The sequence below is a fragment of the Gordonia sp. GONU genome (assembly GCF_024733855.1).
GTDB lineage: Bacteria > Actinomycetota > Actinomycetes > Mycobacteriales > Mycobacteriaceae > Gordonia > Gordonia amicalis.
On record NZ_JANRHB010000021.1, the window covers coordinates 26046 to 47353 of the forward strand.

The following is a 21308-nucleotide window of genomic DNA, read 5'->3' on the forward strand; positions in this document are numbered from 1 at the left end:
ATCAGACAGCGCCGACCTCGTTCAGCAGTTTGTCGGTCCCCGCGACGTCGGCGAGCTCGTCGAGCGTGATCTGCGGCGGCGACAACTGGTCCAGGGTCGGCAGCCCCGGGACCGGAAGCGGCTCGTTGCCGATCACCGGATACTCGCCGACCTCGGTCGCGAAGTACGTCTGGGTTTCGGGCGTCAGCAGCTGCCGGATGAACTCGAAAGCCTGCTCCTTGTCGGATGCCGTCTTCAACACACCGATCGCCGCGACATTCACCAGCGCGCCGGGGTCGCCGTCGGAGAAGAAGTGGAGTCGACCGGGCACGTTCTCGATCCCCTTCTCCTGCACTTCCTGAACCCAGTAGTAGTGATTGGTGAGGCCCGCGGCGAGCTGACCGCTGTTCACAGCCTCGACGATCGGGCCGTTGCCGTCGAAAGACTTGGGGTCGTTCGCCAGAAATGCGGTGAGCCAGTCCCGCGCACCCGCGTCACCGCGGGTCAGTCGCAGAGCCGTCACGAAGGACTTGAAGGAAGCATTGGTCGGCGCATAGCCGACCTTTCCGCGCATCTCCGGTGCGAGCAGGCCGTCGATGCCGGCAGGCAGCTGGGCTGCGGGCAGCTGGCGCGGGTCGTAGATCAGCACACGCGAACGTGCGGAGGTGGACACCCAGGTACCCGTCTCGGACCGATAGGCCTCCGGGATGTTCGCGGCGATGTCGGCGGGCAGCGGCTCGAGCAGACCGGCGTCGGCAAGAGCACCCAGCTCACCGGCATCCTGCGCGAAGAACAGGTCGGCCGGCGACCGGTCGCCTTCCTCGAGAATCTGGGCGGCCTTCTTGTCATACCCGGCTGTCACCGGGATCGTGCCCCCGATGCGCTCGACGAGCGGACCGACCAGCGACTCCGAACGACCCGAGTACAGGACCAGGGTCTCGTCGTCTCCCGATGTGTCGCCACCTCCACAGGCGGCGAGCAATCCGGCCGCAACGATCGCCGCTGCGCCGATCGCGATCACTCGTCGGGCCCATCTCTTGGCTTCCACCTGTTCCACCCTTCTGTGGAGGTCATGCGGTCGACTCTGTCGCCCGCCAGCATGCGCAGCCTAACCTATGAAGCGTCGTCGACCCCAGCCGCGGTGATTCACCTCAGCCGATCGCCGTCAGCAGCGCACGCGGACCCGCGAACACCGTCTCGCGAATGTGATTGCGCACCAATGTCCATGACGGACAATCACATTCAGCGACAACACCACGGGCGTCCACGCCTTCTCCGCGGCACAGCGCGATGGCACGCCTCAGGTGGAAGTCCTGAGTGACGATGAGCAGCGCCCGCACACCGAACACCTCCCGCGCGCGGCGGCAGCTCGCCGCGGTGTCGAACCCCGACGGGTCGTCGAGAATCACCTGCGCCGGTACGCCCGCGGCTTCGAGGTAGTCCCGCATCACCGCGGGTTCATCACCCGCCTCGGGAGAACCATTGCCGGAATTGATGATTCGTATGGCACGGCCGTCGCGATACAGCTCCGACGCCGTGTCCAGCCGGCCGCGCACGTAGTCCCCGGGAGAACCGTCCTCGACGAGGGAACCGAGCACCAGGAGCGTGGAACCGGACGGCACCTGACCGGCGCCGAGAATCCGGTCCGCAGACACGGCGTACATCCACGTCGCCGCAACGGCGATCCACAGTTCGACGACCACCAGCAACACCGGCATGACGAGACGAGCTGCTGACCTCACCCGTACAACCTAGGTGCACGAACACATCTCACCCAAGATGACCATTCGACGCCGCGCCGGTGGTGACGGACCGATACTGGATTCATCTGCCGCGCTCAGCCCGATGCGTAAACCGACAACCGTGGAAAAGAGTGTGAATGCAGTACATGCCGGTGACCTCGTCGATATTCCTGCTGGCCGAGACGCGCGAGCAGCCCATGCACGTGGGCGGGTTGCAGTTGTTCGTACCGCGGGAGGGCCAGTCGTCGGCCGACCTCGCCGAGGAGGTCATCGCGGCCTTCTCCTCCTGTGGCGAGATCCATCCGCTGTTCCGCAAGCGGCCGGCGTCGCCGGTCACGATCCTCGGCAACCTCGCCTGGACCTACGACGACGAGATCGACTTCGACTACCACGTCCGCCGTGCGGTGCTGCCGCGCCCGGGCCGCGTCCGCGAGCTGCTGCGCTACGTGTCGCTGAACCACGGCACCCTGCTCGACCGGTTCCGGCCGATGTGGGAGATCCACGTCATCGAGGGCCTCGAGGACGGCCGGATCGCGATCTACAGCAAGATCCACCACTCCATCGTCGACGGGGTGTCAGCGCTTCGCCTGCTGCAGCGCATGCTCTCGCCGGACCCCGATGACCGATCCGGATCGGCACCCTGGGACCCGGCCCTCGCCGGGAAGAAGCGTCCGCGACCGGCGCCGACGCTGAGGTCGCGGATCTCCGGGATCGCCGACGCCGGCCTGCAGGTGGCCGGGCTCGTACCCGCGGCCGCGAAGGTGGCCATCGCCGGTGTACGGGAGCCGGACTTCGTGCCGCCGGTGCCCCGCGCCCCGCGAACCATCCTCGACGTGGCGATCGGCAGCGCCCGCCGCTTCGCCGCCCAGCAGTGGGAGATGGAGCGCCTACGGGCGGTCGCCGACGTCCTGGACATCACGCTCAACGACGTCATCGCCGCGATGTGCTCGGGTGCGCTGCGCTCGTACCTGATCGATCAGGATGCCCTGCCCGATTCCTCCCTGATCGCCGCCGTGCCCGTGTCGATGCACACCGACGGGGACAGCGACGGGAACGCCGTCACCGCGATCATGGTCGACCTGGCCACCGATCAACCCGATCCCGAACGCCGGCTCGATGCACTCGTCGCGTCGGCTCGCCAGGCGAAGAACGTCGTCCGTGGCCTGAAGCCCCTGCAGGCGCTCGCTCTCGGCGCGGCCAATTTCGCGCCGCTCGCATTCGCGACCGTTCCCGGCTTCGTCCAATACGTTCCGCCGCAGTTCAACATCATCATCAGCAACGTGCCCGGGCCGTCGGAGCAGCTCTATTGGAACGGCGCCCGACTCGACGGCGTCTACCCGGTCTCGATCGCGATGGAGGGCCTGGCGTTGAACATCACCGTGACCAGTTCGGCCGATCACGTCAACTTCGGTCTGATAGGCGCTCGTGCGCAGGTCCCGAGCCTGCAGCGGCTGCTCACCCACCTCGACACAGCCCTCGAGGAGCTGGAGAAGGTGGCCCGGGTCCGCTGACGCGGACCGACCGCGGGAGCCGAATGGGATCCTCGACACCCTGACTCGACAGTAAGTTACTCGCGAGTATCATTCGATGTGAGATAGACCAGCGAAAATTAGGTCAACCTTGGCAGCGCGCCGACGGCGCGACGAATTACGGTTACCTGTAGTACACCGCCCTGTGGGAGAGCCCTGCGCACTCTGTGCGCTTCCTCTGCGGCGGACGACCTAGACGAAAGGCCGGTACGCGCCCGTGACAGCCACGACGATTGCCATCGGCACCACAGCAGCGGTGATCAGCCTCTTCTGTTGGTACTTGTTCCTCGGCGGCGTGGTGCGGATGTTCCGCACCATCAAACTCGGCCAGAAGGTCGACAGTTCCCGATTCTGGCCGGTACTCCCGCGTCTGGGAACGATGATCAAGGAGTTCATCGCCCACACCCGCATGGTCAAGTTCCGGACGGTGGGCTGGGCGCACTGGCTGGTGATGATCGGCTTCATGGGGGGTGCCCTGCTGTGGTTCGAGGCCTACGGCCAGTCGATCAACCCGGAGTTCCACTGGCCCCTCTTCGGTGACACGTTCGCGTGGCACCTCTGGGACGAACTGCTGGGCATCGGCACGGTCGTCGGCATCATGGTGCTGATCGTCATCCGCCAGCTCAACCACCCGCGCGTCCCCGAGCGCATCTCGCGATTCTCCGGTTCCCGCTTCGGCGCGGCCTACTTCGTCGAGGCCGTCGTCCTGCTCGAGGGTCTGGGCATGATCCTGGTGAAGGCGTCGAAGATCGCGACGTACCACCACTCGAACGCGTACTCCGATTTCTTCACCATGCAGGTCGCCAAGATCCTGCCCGAGTCGCCGACCCTGGTGTCGATCTTCGCGGTCATCAAGCTGATGAGCGGCATGGTGTGGCTGGCCGTCGTCGGTCTGAACACCGACTGGGGCGTCGCCTGGCACCGCTTCTCGGCGTTCTTCAACATCTACTTCAAGCGTGAGGCCGACGGCGGCGTCGCCCTCGGTGCCGCCAAGCCGATGATGAGCCAGGGCAAGGTCCTCGACATGGAGACCGCCGACCCCGACGTCGACGCCTTCGGTGCGGGCAAGATCGAGGACTTCTCCTGGAAGGGCTGGCTCGACTTCTCCACCTGTACCGAATGTGGCCGCTGCCAGTCGCAGTGTCCGGCCTGGAACACCGGCAAGCCGCTGTCCCCGAAGCTGCTCATCATGTCGCTGCGCGACCACGGCAACGCCAAGGCCCCGTACCTGATGGCCGGTGGCCGCAAGGACATGGGCGGGGACGAGGTCGGCCTGGTCGACGCCGACGGCAACGTCCTCGAGGACAAGCTCAACGCGATCCCCGAGGCCGCTCGTGCCGAGGCATCCCGCAAGCTCGTCGGCGAGTCCAAGGGCAGGCTCGGCGGCGGCGAGGGCCTCGAGTCCGCGGACGGCGAGTTCGATCCCGAGGCGCTGGGTGCGGTCATCGACACCGAGACCCTGTGGAGCTGCACCACCTGTGGTGCCTGCGTCGAGCAGTGCCCGGTCGACATCGAGCACGTCGACCACATCCTCGACATGCGTCGCTACCAGGTCCTGATCGAGTCGGACTTCCCCACCGAGCTGGCCGGCATGTTCAAGAACCTCGAGAACAAGGGCAATCCGTGGGGCCAGAACGCCTCCGCGCGTACCGCCTGGATCGATGAGATGGACATCGAGATCCCGGTCTTCGGCAAGGACGTCGAGTCGTTCGAGGGCTTCGAATACCTGTTCTGGGTCGGCTGCGCCGGCGCCTACGAGGACCGCGCGAAGAAGACCACCAAGGCCGTCGCCGAGCTTCTCGACATGGCCGCGGTGAACTTCATGGTTCTCGGCGAGGGCGAGACCTGTACCGGTGACTCCGCACGACGCGCCGGCAACGAGTTCCTCTTCCAGATGCTCGCGCAGCAGAACATCGAGATGCTCGGCGAGGTCTTCTCGACGGCGCCCGAGCAGCGCAAGAAGGTCGTCGTCACCTGTGCGCACTGCTTCAACGCGCTGGGCAACGAGTACCCGCAGCTGGGCGCCAAGTACGAGGTCGTCCACCACACGCAGCTGCTGAACCGACTGGTCCGCGAGAAGCGGCTCGTGCCGGTCGCCCCGCTCGGCGAGGGCGTCACCTACCACGACCCCTGCTACCTCGGCCGCCACAACAAGGTCTACGACGCCCCGCGTGAGCTGATGGGTGCCGCCGGATCGACTCTCACCGAGATGCCGCGTCACGGCGAACGGTCCATGTGCTGTGGTGCCGGTGGTGCCCGCATGTGGATGGAAGAGCAGATCGGCAAGCGCATCAACCTCGACCGGGTCGACGAGGCGCTGGACACCCTCGGTGACACCACGGGTGACCAGGTCAAGAAGGTTGCCACCGGTTGCCCGTTCTGTCGCGTGATGCTGACCGACGGTGTGACCGCACGGACCAGCGGCACCGAGTCCGAGGGCAAGGTCGAGGTCGTCGACGTCGCGCAGCTGCTGCTCGACTCGGTCAAGCGCGGCTCGACCGAGGTCAAGCTCGGCGGCCGCTTCCTCGGACCTCGTCCGAGCGCTCCGGAGCCCGAGCCGGAACCGGAGCCCGAGAAGGTTCCTGCGGCCGCCGCCGCAGCTGCGACGGCCACCACCGAGGCGGCTCCGAAGCCGAAGGTCGGCCTGGGCATGAAGGGCGGCAAGAAGCCCGGCGCCGCAGCCAAGACCGCAGCACCGGCAGAGGCTCCCGCGGAGGCACCGGCCGAGAAGAAGTCCGCGTCCAAGGGCTTCGGCATGAAGGGCGGCAAGAAGCCGGGAGAGGCGGCTGCAGCGCCCGCTGCGGCTTCGGCACCGGCAGAGGCTCCCGCCGAGGCACCGGCCGAGAAGAAGCCCGCGTCCAAGGGCTTCGGCATGAAGGGCGGCGCGAAGCGTCCGGGTGCGGCGAGCAAGCCTGCCGCAACGGCCGCTCCTGCTCCCGCCGAGGCCGAGTCGTCGGAGGCCGTCAAGGCCGAGGCACCCGCGGCTGAGAAGCCGGCCAAGGCCAAGGGCTTCGGTATGGCTGCCGGCAAGCGTCCCGGTCAGAAGACGGCCACCCCGAACGCGGCAGCTGCCGACGCCGGAGTGACCGCCCCTGCCGAGAGCAAGGTCGCCGAGGCCGAGTCGGCACCCGATGCGGCTCCGACCGTCGACACCGAGTCGGCCACGGCAACCGCGGCAACGGGCACCGCTGCCGCGACCGAGGAGAAGCCGGCCAAGGCGAAGGGCTTCGGTATGGCCGCGGGCAAGAAGCGCCCGGGCGGGATCGGCAAGGCCGCCCCCAAGCCGGCCGCGGAAGCACCGGCAGCCGAGGCACCGGCTCCGGAAGCCGAGGCTCCTGCCGAGGAGACCGAGGCAACCCCGGCAGCCGAGGCACCGGCAGCGGAAGCCCCGGCCGAGACGAACGGGGCCGAGGTCCCGGCTCCGTCGAGCAACGGCTCGGGCGATGCCCGCACCATCGCCGAGACCGGGGCGTCGAAGGCCAAGGGCTTCGGCATCGCCGCCGGCAAGAAGCGGCCCGGCCACCAGTAGTCACCAGCAGTACCGCGAAACGGGCTCCGACCACCACGGTCGGAGCCCGTTTTTCGTAGGCCGGCCACTGCCGCGCAGCACTGGCGGAAACCGACTTGCACGCGGCTGCGACAATTGAACTCGTGAGTAGGCCCCATGTGTCGCATCTGAACCAGAACCTCAAGCCGCTCGAGCAGTCGCTCAAGCTGCAGAACGTGTGCTACGAGATCCGCGGACCCGTACACGAGCACGCGCAGCGGCTCGAGGCAGAGGGCCATCGCATCCTCAAGCTGAACATCGGGAACCCGGCGATCTTCGGGTTCGAGGCACCCGACGTGATCATGCGCGACATGATCCACGCACTGCCGTACTCGCAGGGCTACTCCGAATCGGCAGGCGTGCTGTCCGCGAGACGCGCCGTCGTGACACGGTACGAGCTCATCCCCGACTTCCCCTACTTCGACGTCGACGACGTCATCCTGGGCAACGGTGTCTCCGAGCTCATCACGATGACGATGCAGGCGCTGCTCAACGACGGCGACGAGGTGCTCATCCCGGCCCCCGACTACCCGCTGTGGACGGCGATGACCTCGCTGTCCGGCGGCCGTCCGGTGCACTACCGCTGCGACGAGGAAAACGGCTGGAACCCCGACATCACCGACATCGCGTCGAAGATCACCGACCGCACCAAGGCGATCGTCATCATCAACCCCAACAACCCGACGGGCGCGGTCTACTCACGCGAAGTCCTGCAGCAGCTCGTCGAACTGGCGCGTGAACACTCGTTGCTGATCCTCGCCGACGAGATCTACGACAAGATCCTCTACGACGACGCCGAGCACATCAACGTCGCCTCGCTGGCGCCGGATCTGTTGTGCCTCACCTTCAACGGCCTGTCCAAGGCGTACCGCGTGTGCGGTTACCGCGCCGGCTGGGTCGTCTTCACCGGCCCCAAGGACCATGCCACGGGCTTCCTCGAGGGCATGGGCATCCTCGCGTCGACCCGCCTGTGTGCGAACGTGCCCGGCCAGCACGCGATCCAGGTGGCGCTGGGTGGGTACCAGTCCATCGATGCGCTCGTCTCCCCGGGCGGTCGCCTCTACGAACAGCGCAACGTCACCTGGGAGAAGCTCAACGAGATCCCCGGTGTCAGCTGCGTGAAGCCCAAGGGGGCCCTGTACGCCTTCCCGCGCCTCGACCCCGAGGTACACGAGATCCACAACGACGAGCTGTTCGTCCAGGACCTGCTACTGCAGGAGAAGATCCTCGTCGTGCAGGGCACCGGGTTCAACCTCGAGGACCACAACCACTTCCGCATCGTCACGCTGCCGTGGTCGCGGGACCTCAAGGAGGCCGTCGAACGGATCGGCAACTTCCTGTCGTCGTACCGCCAGTAGGTTGCGGAGCGCCGTCTCGAAGGGCCCGGTCTTCTGACCGGGCCTCTTTGTCTCCTCCAGGGTCTGGACATTTGTGTAACCGTTGGTAACGTGTACCTCCAATCGGGGTCTACAACGAGGTGACACGGATGTCCGAACATGCAGTGCAGGTGCGTCCCGACTGGCGACGGGGAACGGTGACCGGCGACGGCGTCACCCTCGCGACCTTCGAACTCGGGGACCCGGAGAATCCGACGGTCATGCTGGTGCACGGCTGGCCCGACACCCACCATCTCTGGACCCACATCGCACCTCGGCTGGCCGAGAAGTATCACGTGGTCGCCTATGACTGCCGCGGATTCGGCGAAAGCGACCGTCCAGGCGAGGTCGGTGCGTACCGGCTGGCCGAGCTCGCCGACGACCTCTTCGCCGTCGCCGAAGCGGTGAGTCCCGACGCTCCCGTGCACGTCGTCGGTCACGACTGGGGTTCGGTCCAGGCCTGGGAGGCCGTCAGCCGACCGAGGTCGCACACCCGCATCGCATCCTTCGTCTCGGTCTCCGGACCCAACCTCGACCACCTCGGTCAGCTGTTACGCGAAGGACTGACCCGCCCGACACCCCGCCGCATGCGAACCATTGCGACGCAGTCACTCTCATCGGCCTACACGGGACTGTTCCAGCTGCCGGTGCTGCCGAACGCCCTGCTGACCGCACTGGGAAGTCCGCGGGCGTGGAAGCAGTTCCTGCACACCATCGAGGGCACCCCACCGGAGAACGTCGTCGTCGCCGAGACACTGCGCCGCGACATGATCACCGGACTCGCGCTCTATCGCGCCAACATCCGCCAGAAACTGGCCCGCCCGGAGCCCCGCTCGACCGCGGTGCCGGTGCTGCAGGTGGTCAACGAGCGCGACATCGCCCTGCGTCCGGCCATCTACGACAACACCCCGACCTATGCGGCCAAGCTGTGGCGGCGCGACACCCCGACCGGCCACTGGCTGCCGTATACCAAGCCGGGCTACCTGACCGACACGATCCTGGATTTCCTTGCCGCGCAGACCGACAACGAGGCGCCGCCGACCGTCGAGCGGTCGCGGGTGTTCGCCGAACCGAAACCGTTGGCCGGAAAGCTGGTCGTGATCACCGGCGCGGGCAGTGGCATCGGTCGGGAGACCGCACTGCTCCTCGCCGAGCGCGGGTGCGAACTCGTGCTCGCCGACCGGAACCTCGACACCGCCGCCGAGACGGCGCAGGCCTGCAAGATCGCCGGCGCGGTGGCGCACGCCTACCTCCTCGACGTGTCCGACACCGACTCGTTCACGTCCTTCGCCGCGACGGTCCGGGAGAGCCACGGGGTACCCGACATTGTGATCAACAACGCCGGGATCGGCTTGGCCGGTGGGGCTCTCGCCGCAACCGACGAGCAGGTCGATCGGCTCTTCGACGTCAACCTGCGCGGGGTCATCACGGGGAGCCGCGAGTTCGGCCGTCAGATGGTGGACCGCGGAGTGGGCGGGCACATCGTCAACGTCTCCTCGGCCGCGGCGTTCACGCCGTCGCGCAGCCTCGGCTTGTACTCGGCGTCGAAGGCGGGGGTCCTGCTGTTCTCGGAGTCGCTGCGCGCCGAACTCGCCGAGCACCGCATCGGTGTCAGCGCCATCTGCCCGGGCATCGTCGACACCAACATCGTGTCGTCGTCGCCGATCGCCGGACTGGACGCCGATACCGAACAGGCACAACGAGATCGGCTGAACCGCTTCTACCAGCGCCGAGGTTTCACCCCGGATCGGGTGGCCGTCGAGATCGTCTCGGCGATCGAGCACAACAAGGCAGTCGTCCCGGTGACGCCCGAGGCGAAGGTCGGTTATCGCATATACCGTTTCGCGCCGTGGCTGTCGCGCATCGGCGCCCGACAGAAGGTGACCGGATGAGCACCGTCGAACGCCCGCGTCCGGACCTGAGCCACACCGATCAGACGAGTGCTGATCAAGCCGATCCCGGCCCGGTCGAACTGCATGCCCGCAACGTGGCATTCGACTGGGACGACGTGCCCCTGCACTGGATTCCCGGCCACCCGGTGGCGTCCAACTTCATCAGCGTGTTGAATCTTCTTCTCCCGGAGGGGGAACGCTGGTTTGTGCAGACCTACAACGAGGCGCTGCCGCTGGTGGCCGACGAGGAACTCGCCTCTCGCATGCGGGGTTTCATCGGACAGGAGGCGATGCACGCCGAAGCTCACGACCATGTGCTGTGGGAGTTCCTCGATCACCACGGCATCGATCCACGTCCGTACCAGCTGCAGATGGAGTGGGTCTTCCGCAGAGTTCTCGGACCGGCGACGAGCGGCCCGCCGCAAGCGCGGCACAAGCACCTCATCGAGCGGTTGTGGCTGATCGCCGCCCTCGAGCACTACACCGCGGTGCTCGGCGATTTCGCACTGAACAACAACTGGATCGAGACCGGCGCGCATCCGACGATGGCCGATCTGTTCATGTGGCACGGCGCGGAGGAAGTGGAACATCGGGCCGTCGCGCACGACGTCGCAGCCTATTTCGGCGACAGTTACCTCCGCCGCGGGCGCGCGATGCTCGCCGTCCTCCCGATGCTGCTGTTCCTCATACAGCGCGGCTACCGGTTCATCATGAAGCAGGACACGTCGGTGTCCTACAACTACATCCAGAAGAAGTGGCAGTTCCACCGCGGCGTGCGCGCCAACGTCCTGCCCCCGCTTCGGAGCATCGTCTTCTCCACATTCAGTTACTTCCGGCCCGGCTTCCGCCCCGAACAGATCGGCAGCACCGCCCAGGCCGTCGCATACCTCGCCAAGTCACCGGCCGCACGCAACGCGGCCTGAGAGACTCCGATGAACCAACGCGCACATCCGCATTCGACGAGTCTCACCCAGCCACCGCCACATCTGTACGGGCGGTGGCGCCGCGATCCGATCCTCACCGTCGGGACCGCGTTCATGCGGGCGTGGTGGCCGGCCTGGCGGCCGCTGTCCCCGCTGAGGCCGGCGCCGGTCAACGACGGGATCACCCACGTCCGCATCGTGGACCGCGAGGTCGTCGCACATGACGAGAACGTCATCGCGCTGACCCTCACGGCCGCGGACGGCGGGGTGCTGCCGTCGTGGCACGCGGGTGCCCACATCGACGTGCTGCTCCCGTCCGGCCGCATGCGCGAGTACTCGTTGTGCGGCGACACCGCGGACCGTGAGCACTACCGCATCGCGGTGCGGCGCATCCCGGACGGCGGTGGCGGTTCCATCGAGGTCCACGACGCTTTGGAGATCGGCGACGTGATGTCGATCAAGGGACCGCGCAACGCTTTCCCCCTGGCGGTACCCGGCCACGGATCGCCCGCTCGCCGGATTCGCTTCATCGCCGCCGGGATCGGCATCACGCCGATCCTGCCGATGCTGACGGTGGCGGAGCGCTTCGGGCTGGACTGGTCGATGATCTACACCGGTCGCTCGGCCGACTCGATCCCCTTCCTCGACGATGTGGCGAGGTTCGGCGACCGCATCACCATCCGCACCGACGATCGGCACGGACTGCCGACGATGTCGGAACTGGTCGGTCCGGTCCCGGATTCGGACGCCGACCTCGCGGTGTACTGCTGCGGACCGGTTCCGATGCTGGAGAACCTCCGCCGCCACCTGGCCGACCGCGCGGACATCGAACTGCACTACGAACGTTTCAGTCCGCCACCGGTGGAGGACGGCACACCGTTCACGGTGACGCTGGCGTCCACGGGGGAACGGATTCCGGTGGCCGCCGACGAGTCGGCGCTCGCCGCGCTCCGGCGAGTGATGCCGTCGGTGCCTTACTCGTGTCAGCAGGGCTTCTGTGGCACATGCAAGGTCAGGACGTTGTCCGGCGACATCGACCACCGTGACAACATCCTGACCGAGCCCGAGCGGGAGGCCGGGACCATGCTGACCTGCGTGTCACGCAGTGCCGGCGGGAACCTCACGCTCGATCTGTGAGGTGGCCACTTCTCCCTGCGGACGCACCCCCGCTCCCTGAGGAGCATCCGGAGCTTGCGGAGGATGCGTCTCGAAGGGCCCTTCCTGCGAATCCGGCGCCGCGTGACGTCCGGCGACGGTGCCGCGCAACAGGACTACCGCTGCCACACCGGCCGTCGCGGTGATGACCACCGCCGCCCACACCGCGTTGTGCAGACCGTCCATGAACACCTGCTGTACCGCGACCCGGACCGTCTCGCTCATCGCGGCGGGCACCCGACCGGCGACCTCCACCCCGGCCATCACCGACTGTCCCGCGGTCGCGACCACCTCTCGTGGCAATCCGCTGTCCGACAGCCGATCCCCGATTCCCGCGACGTAGACCGAGGTCAGGATCGAGCCGAGCACCGCAACCCCGAGGGTGCCGCCGATCTCACGGGTGGTGTCGTTGACCGCGCTGCCCGCACCGGCCTGCTCCGGACGCAGAGCATCCATGATGAGCTGCGTGCACGGTCCCGAGATGAAGGCCAGGCCGGCGGCCATCAGCGACATCGACCAGACGATGAGCTCCCAGTAACCCGAAGCGCGCGAGGAGATCTCGACGAGCGCGAAGCCACCGGACATGAGGAAGGCACCCGCCACGGCGACGAAGCGTGGGCCGAACCGGTGGGACAGGGCCATCGCCACCGGCGACAGCACCGCCATCACGATGGCGAAGGGCAGGGTTCGCACACCTGCGGCCAGCGGACCGTATCCCTTGACCGCCTGGAAGAACTGGGTGATCAGGAAGATGAACCCGAACAGTGCGAAGAACGCCACGCTGATCATCCCGGCTGCGGTGGCGAACTGCCGGTTGGCGAACAGTCGCACATCGAGGATGGGGTGGGCCATGCGTAGCTGCGTCACCACGAACACGGACAGGATCGACAGGGCCGCAACGATTCCGAGGACGGTTCGGACCTCACCCCAACCGACGTGAGGTGCCTCGATCAGCGTGTAGGTGAGAAGCCCCAGACCGGCAACCGACAAGCCCACTCCGACGGCGTCGAATCGCGGCACCGCCAACGGCCGGGTACCGGGGACGACCGCGAGGATCACCGCCAACGCGGCCAGACCGAATGGGACGTTGACCCAGAAGACCGAGGTCCACGAGAAGTGCTCGAGCAGCCAGCCACCCAAGACGGGACCGATGGCGACGGCCACACCGGAGACGGCCGCCCAGATACCGACGGCCGTCGCCCGCTCCCGGGCGTCGACGAAGATCGTCGTGATGATCGCCAGCGTCGCCGGGAACACCAGTGCGGCAAAGAGTCCCAGGCCGCCGCGCGACGCGATGAGCTGGCCCAGGTTCTGCGACGACGCCGCCAGGATCGAGACCGCCATGAAGCCGACGACGCCGGTGAGGAGCATCCGCCGGTGGCCGAACCGGTCACCCAGATAGCCACCGGTCAAGAGCAGGCCGGCGAACACGAGCGTGTAGGCGTCGACGATCCATTGCAGGCCGGAGATCCCGGCGTCGAGGTCGCGGGCCAGCGTCGGCAGAGCGACGTTGACGATCGTGTTGTCGATCATGACCAGCAGTTCGGCAAAGCTGAGGGCGCCGAGCGCCCACCAGCGTGAGCCCATACGTCCTGTACGCATCGGCATTCTCCTGTTCCGTGAGCTGATGAAGTCCAGATGAAGTAGAACCTCGTCCTACAGTTATAGAACATTGTTCTATTCCAGAAGAACACCGTGCTAGTAGATTGTCAATATGCCCACCGCAAAGCCGCGCACCCGAACCTCCGCCGCCGACGTCCGGTCGGCTCTGCTGCGCGCCGGTCGTGCGATCCTCGAGCGCGACGGCGAAGCCGGGCTCACCGTGCGGGCGGCCGCAGCTGAGGCGAAGGTCGCGCCGATGGGCGTCTACAACCACTTCGACGGTCGCGATGGACTATTGGATGCGCTGGTCACCGATGGTTTCGCCGAGTTCGCACGAGCAGTGGGAGCCACCGACGACGACCCGGTCGCCCGCTTACGGAACTCCGGTCGCGGTTACCGCGAGTTCGCCGTGTCGAACCCCGTTCTCTACGGGCTGATGTTCTCCACGCGCTGCACGCCGGATCTCGAGGTGGCGGCGCATGCATTCGACGTACTCGTCGACGTCATCCGGTACGGACAGGTGGCCGGCGTCGTGATGGCCGGCGATCCCGCCGATCTCGCCATGCAGGCCTGGTCAGCGGTTCACGGTGCAGTCAGCCTGGAACTCGCCGGCACGCACCCGCCACAGGTCGACGGCGCGGCGAACTACGAGAGGGTACTGGCGTTCGTCGCGCGAGGCCTGGCGCCGAGCCCCGCCGACTGATCACGGCAGGACGATCGGCGGCAGTCCGGGAATCGGATTCGGGATCGTCACGCCGCGCTGCGGACGCGGTGCGCGGGATCGTGGTCGCGGTGCCGGCCCCTGCTCGTTGGTCACCACCGGCGGTGGCGGTGGGGTGTAGCGCTGCGCGGGCTGACGCGCCTCGGCGACGATGGCCGGGTCGGCGTACTCCTGGCCGGTCGGCGCCGCGGTGGTGGGCGCCGTCGTGGTGGGCGTGGTCGTGGTGGGAGCAGCAACGGGCGCCTGCGAGGAGTCATCGTTCCCCGTGGCCAGTGCGACCGCGACCGCGGTGATGGCCAGCGCACATACCAGCGCCAGGCCTGCCAGGACCGTGCGTCGCGAACGGGACGGCACCGGAGCAGGTCGGCCGTAGGGCGAATGCTGTTCCGGCGCAGGGAACGTGCGATCGGCCGGGATCATCGGGGCGGTGCCGACGGCCTGCGGACCCGGGTCAATTCGCCGTGCCGCGTACTCGAAGGCCGTCGGCATGTTCACGTGCTCTCGAACCGGCGCAGGGTCTTGCGCGGGTGGAGTTCCGAAGACAGAGGTCGCTGTGGCACCGAATGCCGTTGCGGGCGCGGGATCCACCGGACGTGAAGGCTGCTCACTGGATATGCGGTCAACATCGACGACCGGGAAATCGCCTGAGCGACCAGGGCTCCCGATCGCCGGCTCGGTCACCTCGTCGGCCACAAGGTTCGGCGTCGTGTCGACGACTGATTCTGCGTCGAGTTCGACGGTGGCATCGACAACATCTTCGACCTCGACTGCGACCCCGGACTCCTTGTCGGGGTCGGCACCGGCACGCGCAGCTTGTGACTCTTCGGCGCTCTCGGCCGCCACGGCGTCCGGCTCGGTCGATGTGTTGTCGGTGCTGTAGCTGGTGTGCGCGGCGGCGCTGTTGTCTGTATCGACGCTGTGGTCTGCGGCGGCGCTGTTGTCTGAATCGGCGCTGTGGTCTGCGTCGGCGGCGGGCGCGGTTCCGTCGTTGTCGGGGTCAGCGGACGTCGCTGCCTCGGCGTCGGGGGCGTCGGCAGCCGCATCCGGTGTGTGCGCTTCCCGCGGGCCGCTGAGCGGTACAGCCGGCACCGTGGCCGTCAGCGGACTGGGAGCAGCGTCGACGACCGGTACCTGTACGGCTTTGGCGATCCCGTCGCGCAGGCCGGGCCACACGCTCAGACCGTCGGTGATGACGACTGCGGGGGCCTGCGCACCGGCCACTGCTGCGCGCGCCAGTTCCTCACCGCGTGCGATGAGCGCGCCGCCCGCCTCCTCGACATCCCGGCGTGCCAGGCGGAACAGCCGAATGTGTCGGCGTCCCATAAGAAATGTGCCGTCGGAATCCTGCAGGCGTTCGCGTCCGCGGGCGATGAGATCGAAGAGTTCGTCATGCCATTCCGGCGATGTCGGTGACTCGACGCGCCCGATCTTGATCAGATGGTCGGCGATGGCGCGGTCGAGCGCACCGACGGACAGGGCCACGTCGGAATAGGTGTCGGCGACCGCGCCCCGGGAGGTGTCGAACCGCCCGACGGACACGCAACCGTTCCCGTCGAGACCCAGCAGTACCACCTCAGGGGCGTCGAGCCCGCGCTGACGGAGTGTGGCCCGCACGTCGTCGAGCACGGCGGGATGAACCGAGACCTCTGCAGACGCAGAGGCCGGCCCCAGGGCCGCATCGAACACCGTGTCGGTCATCTGATCAATTCCTGCACTTGTGTGCACCTCGCCCTACACGCCCCCACGGCGAGAAGGTGCCCCCGTCAATCGCGGGGTTAACCTAACACGTCCACTCGGGGAACCGCTTTCGACGAAGCCCCGTTCACCTGCGTGAACGAACTTGTTGTCCCAATTTTTCGCGCCGGCACCGGACCGCCCAGCGCCCGGTAGTCCCACCCGGCGTCCCGCCAGGCCTGTGGGTCGAGGCAACGACGGGTGTCGACGATGCGCTTGTGGCGGACCACGGGCGCGAGCTCGTCGGGTGACATGTGGACGAACTCCGCCCATTCGGTGGCGATGACGACGACATCGGCGCGATCGCAGGCCTCGCGCGCCGACGCCGCGTAGCCCAGCGTCGGCTGCACCCGGCGCGAATTGCCCATTGCCTGCGGGTCGAAGACGGTGACCGAGGCCCCGTCCAGCGCGAGACGGCCCGCAACGGCGAGCGCGGGAGAGTCGCGGACGTCGTCGCTCTCGGGTTTGAAGGCGGAACCGAGTACGGCGACATTGCGGCCCAACGCTTCTCCGCCGAGCGCCTCGGCGACGAGTTCGGCGGCGGCGCTGCGCCGACGCATGTTGATGGCGTCGACCTCGCGCAGGAACCCGACCGCGCGAGGGGCGCCCATCTCGTCGGCGCGGGCGGTCAGCGCTCGGATGTCCTTGGGTAGGCAGCCGCCGCCGAAGCCCAGTCCCGCGTTGAGGAACCGCCGGCCGATCCGGGGATCGTGGCCCATGGCGTCGGCGAGCGTACCGACGTCGGCACCGGCGATCTCGCACAGTTCACTCATCGCGTTGATGAACGAGATCTTGGTGGCGAGAAACGCATTGGCAGACACTTTGACGAGTTCAGCAGTGGCCCAGTCGGTCTCGATCAGAGGCACACCGGTTTCGAGTACCTCGCGATAGATGTCTCGGACCACCTCGCCGGCCAGCGACACCGCCGGTGCGGCCTGCGGGTCGTCGACGAGCCGTCCGGCACCGAGGACCAGCCGGTCGGGCGACAGGGTGTCTTCGACGGCGAAACCCTCCCTCAGGAACTCGGGGCTCCACGACAGCTCGACGTCGGCGCCCGGCGCCGAGAGTCGCGAGATCCGTTGCGACAGTTCCTCACACGTGCCGACCGGGACGGTGGACTTGCCGATGAGGACGTGCTGGCCGCGAAGTGTGGGAACCAGTGTGTCGACGGCCGCGTGGACGTGGGACAGGTCGGCGCGGTGTCCGCGGTCCTCCTGCGGGGTGCCGACGCCGATGAAGTGGACCGAGGCGTGGTCGGCGGCGATCGAGTGGTCGGTGGTGAATCGAAGCCGTCCGGCGTCGAGGTTGCGGCGAAGGATGTCGGAGAGCCCGGGTTCGAAGAACGGGACGTCACCGGCCTGCAGGCGTTCGACCTTCCGCGGGTCGATGTCGATGCCCACGACGTCGTGTCCGAGCTCGGCCATACAGGCCGCGTGCGTCGCGCCGAGGTATCCGCATCCGATCACCGTGAGCTTCATGGTCGCAACGATTACCCAGGCGGGTGTGCCGTGAACCAACCGCGGCGTTGCGTGTGGTGATCGGTCGGGTGAACTTCTCAGTCGTTCTTGAGGAAGTTCAGGTACGCCTTCGACGGGGTGGGTCCGCGTTGCCCCTGGTACTTCGAGCCGACCTTCGCGCTGCCGTAAGGGTGCTCGGCCGGGCTGGTGAGGCGGATGAGGCACAGCTGGCCGATCTTCATGCCAGGCCACAGCGTGATCGGCAGGTTGGCCACATTGGAGAGTTCCAGGGTGATGTGTCCGGAAAAGCCGGGGTCGATGAAGCCGGCGGTCGAGTGGGTCAGGAGGCCGAGCCGCCCGAGCGAGGACTTTCCTTCGAGGCGTCCGGCGAGGTCGTCGGGCAGGCTGCACACCTCGAGGGTGGAGCCCAGCACGAACTCACCCGGGTGCAGCACGAAGGGCTCACCCTCGGTCGGTTCGACGAGGGTGGTCAGTTCGTCTTGGCGTTGGGCCGGGTCGATGTGGGTGTACCGGGTGTTGTTGAACACGCGGAACAGACTGTCGAGCCGGACGTCGACGCTGGAGGGCTGGACGAGCGCAGGATCGAATGGATCGATGGCGAGGCGCCCGTCAGCGATCTCGGAGCGGATGTCGCGGTCGGAGAGCAGCACGGTGTCGAGGTTATCGAATGGTCAGGGTGGATCTGCGCCGGTGTCCGTCGGCCCAGACGCCTCGTCCTGCCCGTGACCACTCGACCGGCGTCGACGGGCATCGGCTCGCATCCGGTTGAGGACCTCGTCGGTGCGGTTGGCGTGATTGACCTTCGGGGTCTGATCCGGGTGCGACGTCGGCGGGTGCCAGACGACGCGACCTGCGTCGACCCCATCGGTGGCGATCGTGGTGGCCCACTGGTCGTCGCCGGGGCCGACCGCACGGTTGTGCGGTCCGCATGCGGTGGTCATGTTGTCGATGTCGGTGGGGCCGTCGTCGGCTGTCCATTCGGCCACGTGGTGCAGTTCGGAGTCGAAGGACGACCGCGTGCAGCGTGGACACGTGCAGCCGCCATCGCGACCCACCGCGGCGATCCGCTGCGCCCGGGATGCCAGGCGCTTGGCCCGTCCGAGGTAGAGGACCTCACTGGTGTGGTCGCGGAATACCTCGAGGTACTGCTGCGACTCGGCGGCGAGTTCGACGACATCCTTGATCGGGAGTAGCGCCCCCGTCGCGGTGCGCGCGGGAGCCCCGGCCCGGTTGCGGAGCGCCGATTCGGTGATCGTGACGATGACGTGCGGCGGCAGTCCGTGATGGGAACGACCGAGCGCGCCGTCGTCGAGTGCGTACCGGAGCAACGCCGAGAAGGCGTCGTGGTTGCGTTTCGCGGTCGACCGGTTGTCGCGTTCGGCAGCGGCCGCGAGGGCATCGGGATCAGCACTGCCGGGGTCTCCGACGGGTGACTCCGGGTCGTCGGGGTTGTTCATGCCCGGCGCTGCCCACACCGCCAGTACGACGTCGAGCATCGCCCGGGTCTTGGGGTCGAGGTCGGCGGTGAGCTTGGACATCAGCTGTGCGTCCTGAGGGCCGAGGCGCATGCCGCGCATTCGGGCACGGTCGCGGTCGTCGGTCAGGGTTCCGTCGGGATCGAGGTGGGCGAGAATCCGCCCGCCGAGTTCGCGCAGCGAGGACGGGTCGTAGTCGCGGGCGTAATGCGCAAGCGTCGCCTCGGCGGCTTCACGGTCCGCCGGGTCTGCGGCGGCCGGGACCTTCTTCATCACCTCGACGATGACGTCGACGTTCCGCCCCGAGATCTCGCCTTGGGCAACACCTTTGGCGGTCTCCGGGAATCGCGGCTCGAGTGCCTCGCCCTGCATGTCGGGGAACTTGCCGATCGCCCACACGCGGTTGAGTAGCCGGGTGGCCTCTCCGCTGCGGTTGAGCACGCTGGTGACGAAGTTGGTGACGGTCTGGCTGCCGGCTTTCCGGTATGCGGAGCGTTCGTCGATGTCGATGATGTGGGCGGCGAACGACGTGAGCATGCGACGCTCGGCGCGTTCGTGCTCCATCGCGACCTTGAGCAGGTCTGTGTCGGAACAGTCCGTGGACGCCGTCTCGCTGATCTCGTCCAGCAGCGCGTGTAGACGCTCGTACTGGTCGAGAAGAAGTGGCTGTGATGCAGATGGCTCGCCTAAAGCCATGATTTAACCCCCGTCATCATGGCTTTACTCGAAACTATGTTCGATAGTACGGGCGTCCGCGCCGGTGCGCAACCCCGGCTCGGAAAGAATCTTCGCGCCGCTCGCGAAGACCCCGACGCCGGTTTGCTAGGCTTTCGGACGCGAGCCCAGCGCTCGCACGCCGATGTAGTTCAATGGCAGAACATCAGCTTCCCAAGCTGAATACGCGGGTTCGATTCCCGTCATCGGCTCCACCAGCACCGCCTTGGAGCGATGTTTCGCAAGTCTCGGCCGACACCTCAGAGTCGATCACACCGAGCTCCGCGTTGATCCAGTGGTGTTCGGTGTCGTCGGGTTCGCCTCGGCGTGAACGACTCTCAGCACCGGAACCGCCCCTAAGCACAACCTCCAAGACCTGTTCGAATCCTTTGGGCGTCACGTCCACTTCCACTGCCGTCTTCGCCGAGAGCCCGCGCGATCCAGCGCATCGCGGCGAGCTTCACCGCTGCGGGGGTATCGTCGTCGGTGGCGATACCGACGTTCAAGACCGGTACGTCGCCGAAGGCCCAGCACAAACCTGCCGGTAGTGGGCGGGGTTAGCCAGGTGCCCTTGCGAGGGGCGCAGGCGACGCCTCTCTTGCCGGGCGGGAGGCCATCGGGCCATGCACGACACTCCCACGACCGCTCGCACGCGCACCTACACTGAGCTTCGATGAACCGGCCGCACGAGCACCACCACCACGGTGAATCCTGCGTGGCCAGGGTTCCGCTGTTCTCCCGGCTGAGCCACGACCAGCAGGACGAGGTGGCATCGCTGGCACGACCTGTACGCGTGGGCCGCGGCGAGACTTTCGTGTGGGCGGGCCGGGACACCGCCAAGCTGTTCGTGGTGCACGAGGGCCTGGTCAAAGTCGGGCGCACCGCCGAAGACGGGCGTGAGGTCACGCTGCGCCTGCTGGGGCCCGGCGACGTCGAAGGGGAGGTCGGCTTTCTCACCGGTGCCCGGCCGGAGAACGACTACATGGCCCTCGAGAGCTCCACGATGTGCGTGTTCGACCACAGCATGCTGACCGAGCTCGTGCACCGTTACCCGGACATAGGGGTGGCGATGCTCCACTCGCTGGCGACGCGACTACAGGAGACCGAGCGGCGGCTCGCCGCCCGCACCCTCGTCGACGTCAGCGCCCGCATCGCGTCCTACCTCCTTGACCTGCCGGCGACGCGGAGCCTCGACGGAGCGCTGACCGTTCGGCTGCCCGTGTCCAAGAAAGACGTGGCCACCTATCTCGGCACCATCCCCGAGACGCTCAGCCGACGGCTCGCGGCGCTCGAGCGCGAGGGACTGATCGATGTGCGTGGTGCCGAGGTCGACCTGCTGGATCTCGAGGGCCTCGAGCGGCGGTCCGGCGGCTCTTGACCTAGGTCATGGAGCCAGGACGGACACCGGTCTAGTTTGGTGATTGCACCTGGTAGGCAACCA

The 21308-nt window shown here is 67.3% G+C and carries 15 protein-coding genes and 1 tRNA gene; 9 read left to right on the forward strand and 7 right to left on the reverse strand.

Translation table 11 applies throughout. The features are described from left to right. Window position 1: 1 nt before the first annotated feature. Window positions 2-1027 (reverse strand): extracellular solute-binding protein, encoded by a 1026-nt coding sequence (locus NWF34_RS17360; protein ID WP_258325635.1) that lies wholly within the window; start codon window positions 1025-1027, stop codon window positions 2-4. A 103-nt stretch (window positions 1028-1130) separates the two neighbouring features. Further along, the gene (locus tag NWF34_RS17365; protein WP_258325641.1) at window positions 1131-1697 is read right to left on the reverse strand and encodes a vancomycin high temperature exclusion protein; all 567 of its coding nucleotides are present in this window, start codon (window positions 1695-1697) and stop codon (window positions 1131-1133) included. 161 nt (window positions 1698-1858) lie between these two features. On the opposite strand from NWF34_RS17365, the gene NWF34_RS17370 reads away from it, so the two are divergent. The 6 genes from NWF34_RS17370 to NWF34_RS17395 all read left to right on the forward strand — a co-directional run bounded on the left by NWF34_RS17370 (window position 1859) and on the right by NWF34_RS17395 (window position 12125). Then, window positions 1859-3232, forward strand: a complete 1374-nt coding sequence (locus NWF34_RS17370; RefSeq protein ID WP_258325636.1) for a wax ester/triacylglycerol synthase family O-acyltransferase — start codon at window positions 1859-1861, stop codon at window positions 3230-3232. A 235-nt stretch (window positions 3233-3467) separates the two neighbouring features. After that, entirely contained in the window at window positions 3468-6779 is a 3312-nt protein-coding gene (locus NWF34_RS17375; protein WP_258325637.1) for a (Fe-S)-binding protein, read from the forward strand. A gap of 122 nt (window positions 6780-6901) precedes the next feature. Then, a complete protein-coding gene (locus tag NWF34_RS17380; RefSeq protein ID WP_096274732.1) occupies window positions 6902-8155 on the forward strand; it encodes a pyridoxal phosphate-dependent aminotransferase in 1254 nt (417 codons plus the stop codon). Between the two features lie 128 nt (window positions 8156-8283). Then, window positions 8284-10065 (forward strand): SDR family oxidoreductase, encoded by a 1782-nt coding sequence (locus NWF34_RS17385; RefSeq protein WP_096274733.1) that lies wholly within the window; start codon window positions 8284-8286, stop codon window positions 10063-10065. After that, window positions 10062-10988, forward strand: a complete 927-nt coding sequence (locus NWF34_RS17390) for a metal-dependent hydrolase (RefSeq protein WP_096274734.1) — start codon at window positions 10062-10064, stop codon at window positions 10986-10988. Before NWF34_RS17385 ends, NWF34_RS17390 begins: the two co-directional genes overlap by 4 nt. Before the next feature lie 9 nt (window positions 10989-10997). Next, the gene (locus NWF34_RS17395) at window positions 10998-12125 is read left to right on the forward strand and encodes a PDR/VanB family oxidoreductase (protein WP_096274735.1); all 1128 of its coding nucleotides are present in this window, start codon (window positions 10998-11000) and stop codon (window positions 12123-12125) included. Here the strand turns inward: NWF34_RS17395 and NWF34_RS17400 are convergent. After that, entirely contained in the window at window positions 12087-13745 is a 1659-nt protein-coding gene (locus tag NWF34_RS17400; protein WP_024497369.1) for a DHA2 family efflux MFS transporter permease subunit, read from the reverse strand. The two genes, NWF34_RS17395 and NWF34_RS17400, sit on opposite strands and share 39 nt — an antisense overlap. 112 nt (window positions 13746-13857) lie before the next feature. On the opposite strand from NWF34_RS17400, the gene NWF34_RS17405 reads away from it, so the two are divergent. Then, a complete protein-coding gene (locus NWF34_RS17405; RefSeq protein ID WP_024497370.1) occupies window positions 13858-14448 on the forward strand; it encodes a TetR/AcrR family transcriptional regulator in 591 nt (196 codons plus the stop codon). Here the strand turns inward: NWF34_RS17405 and NWF34_RS17410 are convergent, their stop codons facing one another. From NWF34_RS17410 to NWF34_RS17425, 4 genes are all read right to left on the reverse strand, one after another. Further along, window positions 14449-16164, reverse strand: coding sequence for a hypothetical protein (locus NWF34_RS17410; RefSeq protein ID WP_024497371.1), 1716 nt, complete (start codon window positions 16162-16164; stop codon window positions 14449-14451). Window positions 16165-16241: 77 nt separating this feature from the next. After that, entirely contained in the window at window positions 16242-17678 is a 1437-nt protein-coding gene (locus NWF34_RS17415) for a UDP-glucose/GDP-mannose dehydrogenase family protein (RefSeq protein ID WP_024497372.1), read from the reverse strand. 77 nt (window positions 17679-17755) lie between these two features. Continuing rightward, entirely contained in the window at window positions 17756-18328 is a 573-nt protein-coding gene (dcd, locus tag NWF34_RS17420; RefSeq protein WP_024497373.1) for a dCTP deaminase, read from the reverse strand. Between the two features lie 21 nt (window positions 18329-18349). Further along, window positions 18350-19849, reverse strand: a complete 1500-nt coding sequence (locus tag NWF34_RS17425) for a DUF222 domain-containing protein (RefSeq protein WP_024497374.1) — start codon at window positions 19847-19849, stop codon at window positions 18350-18352. A 159-nt stretch (window positions 19850-20008) separates the two neighbouring features. Between NWF34_RS17425 and NWF34_RS17430 the strand changes: the two genes are divergently transcribed. Beyond that, window positions 20009-20082: transfer RNA gene (locus NWF34_RS17430), tRNA-Gly, on the forward strand. A gap of 458 nt (window positions 20083-20540) precedes the next feature. Then, the gene (locus NWF34_RS17435) at window positions 20541-21245 is read left to right on the forward strand and encodes a Crp/Fnr family transcriptional regulator (RefSeq protein WP_024497375.1); all 705 of its coding nucleotides are present in this window, start codon (window positions 20541-20543) and stop codon (window positions 21243-21245) included. Window positions 21246-21308 lie beyond the last annotated feature (63 nt).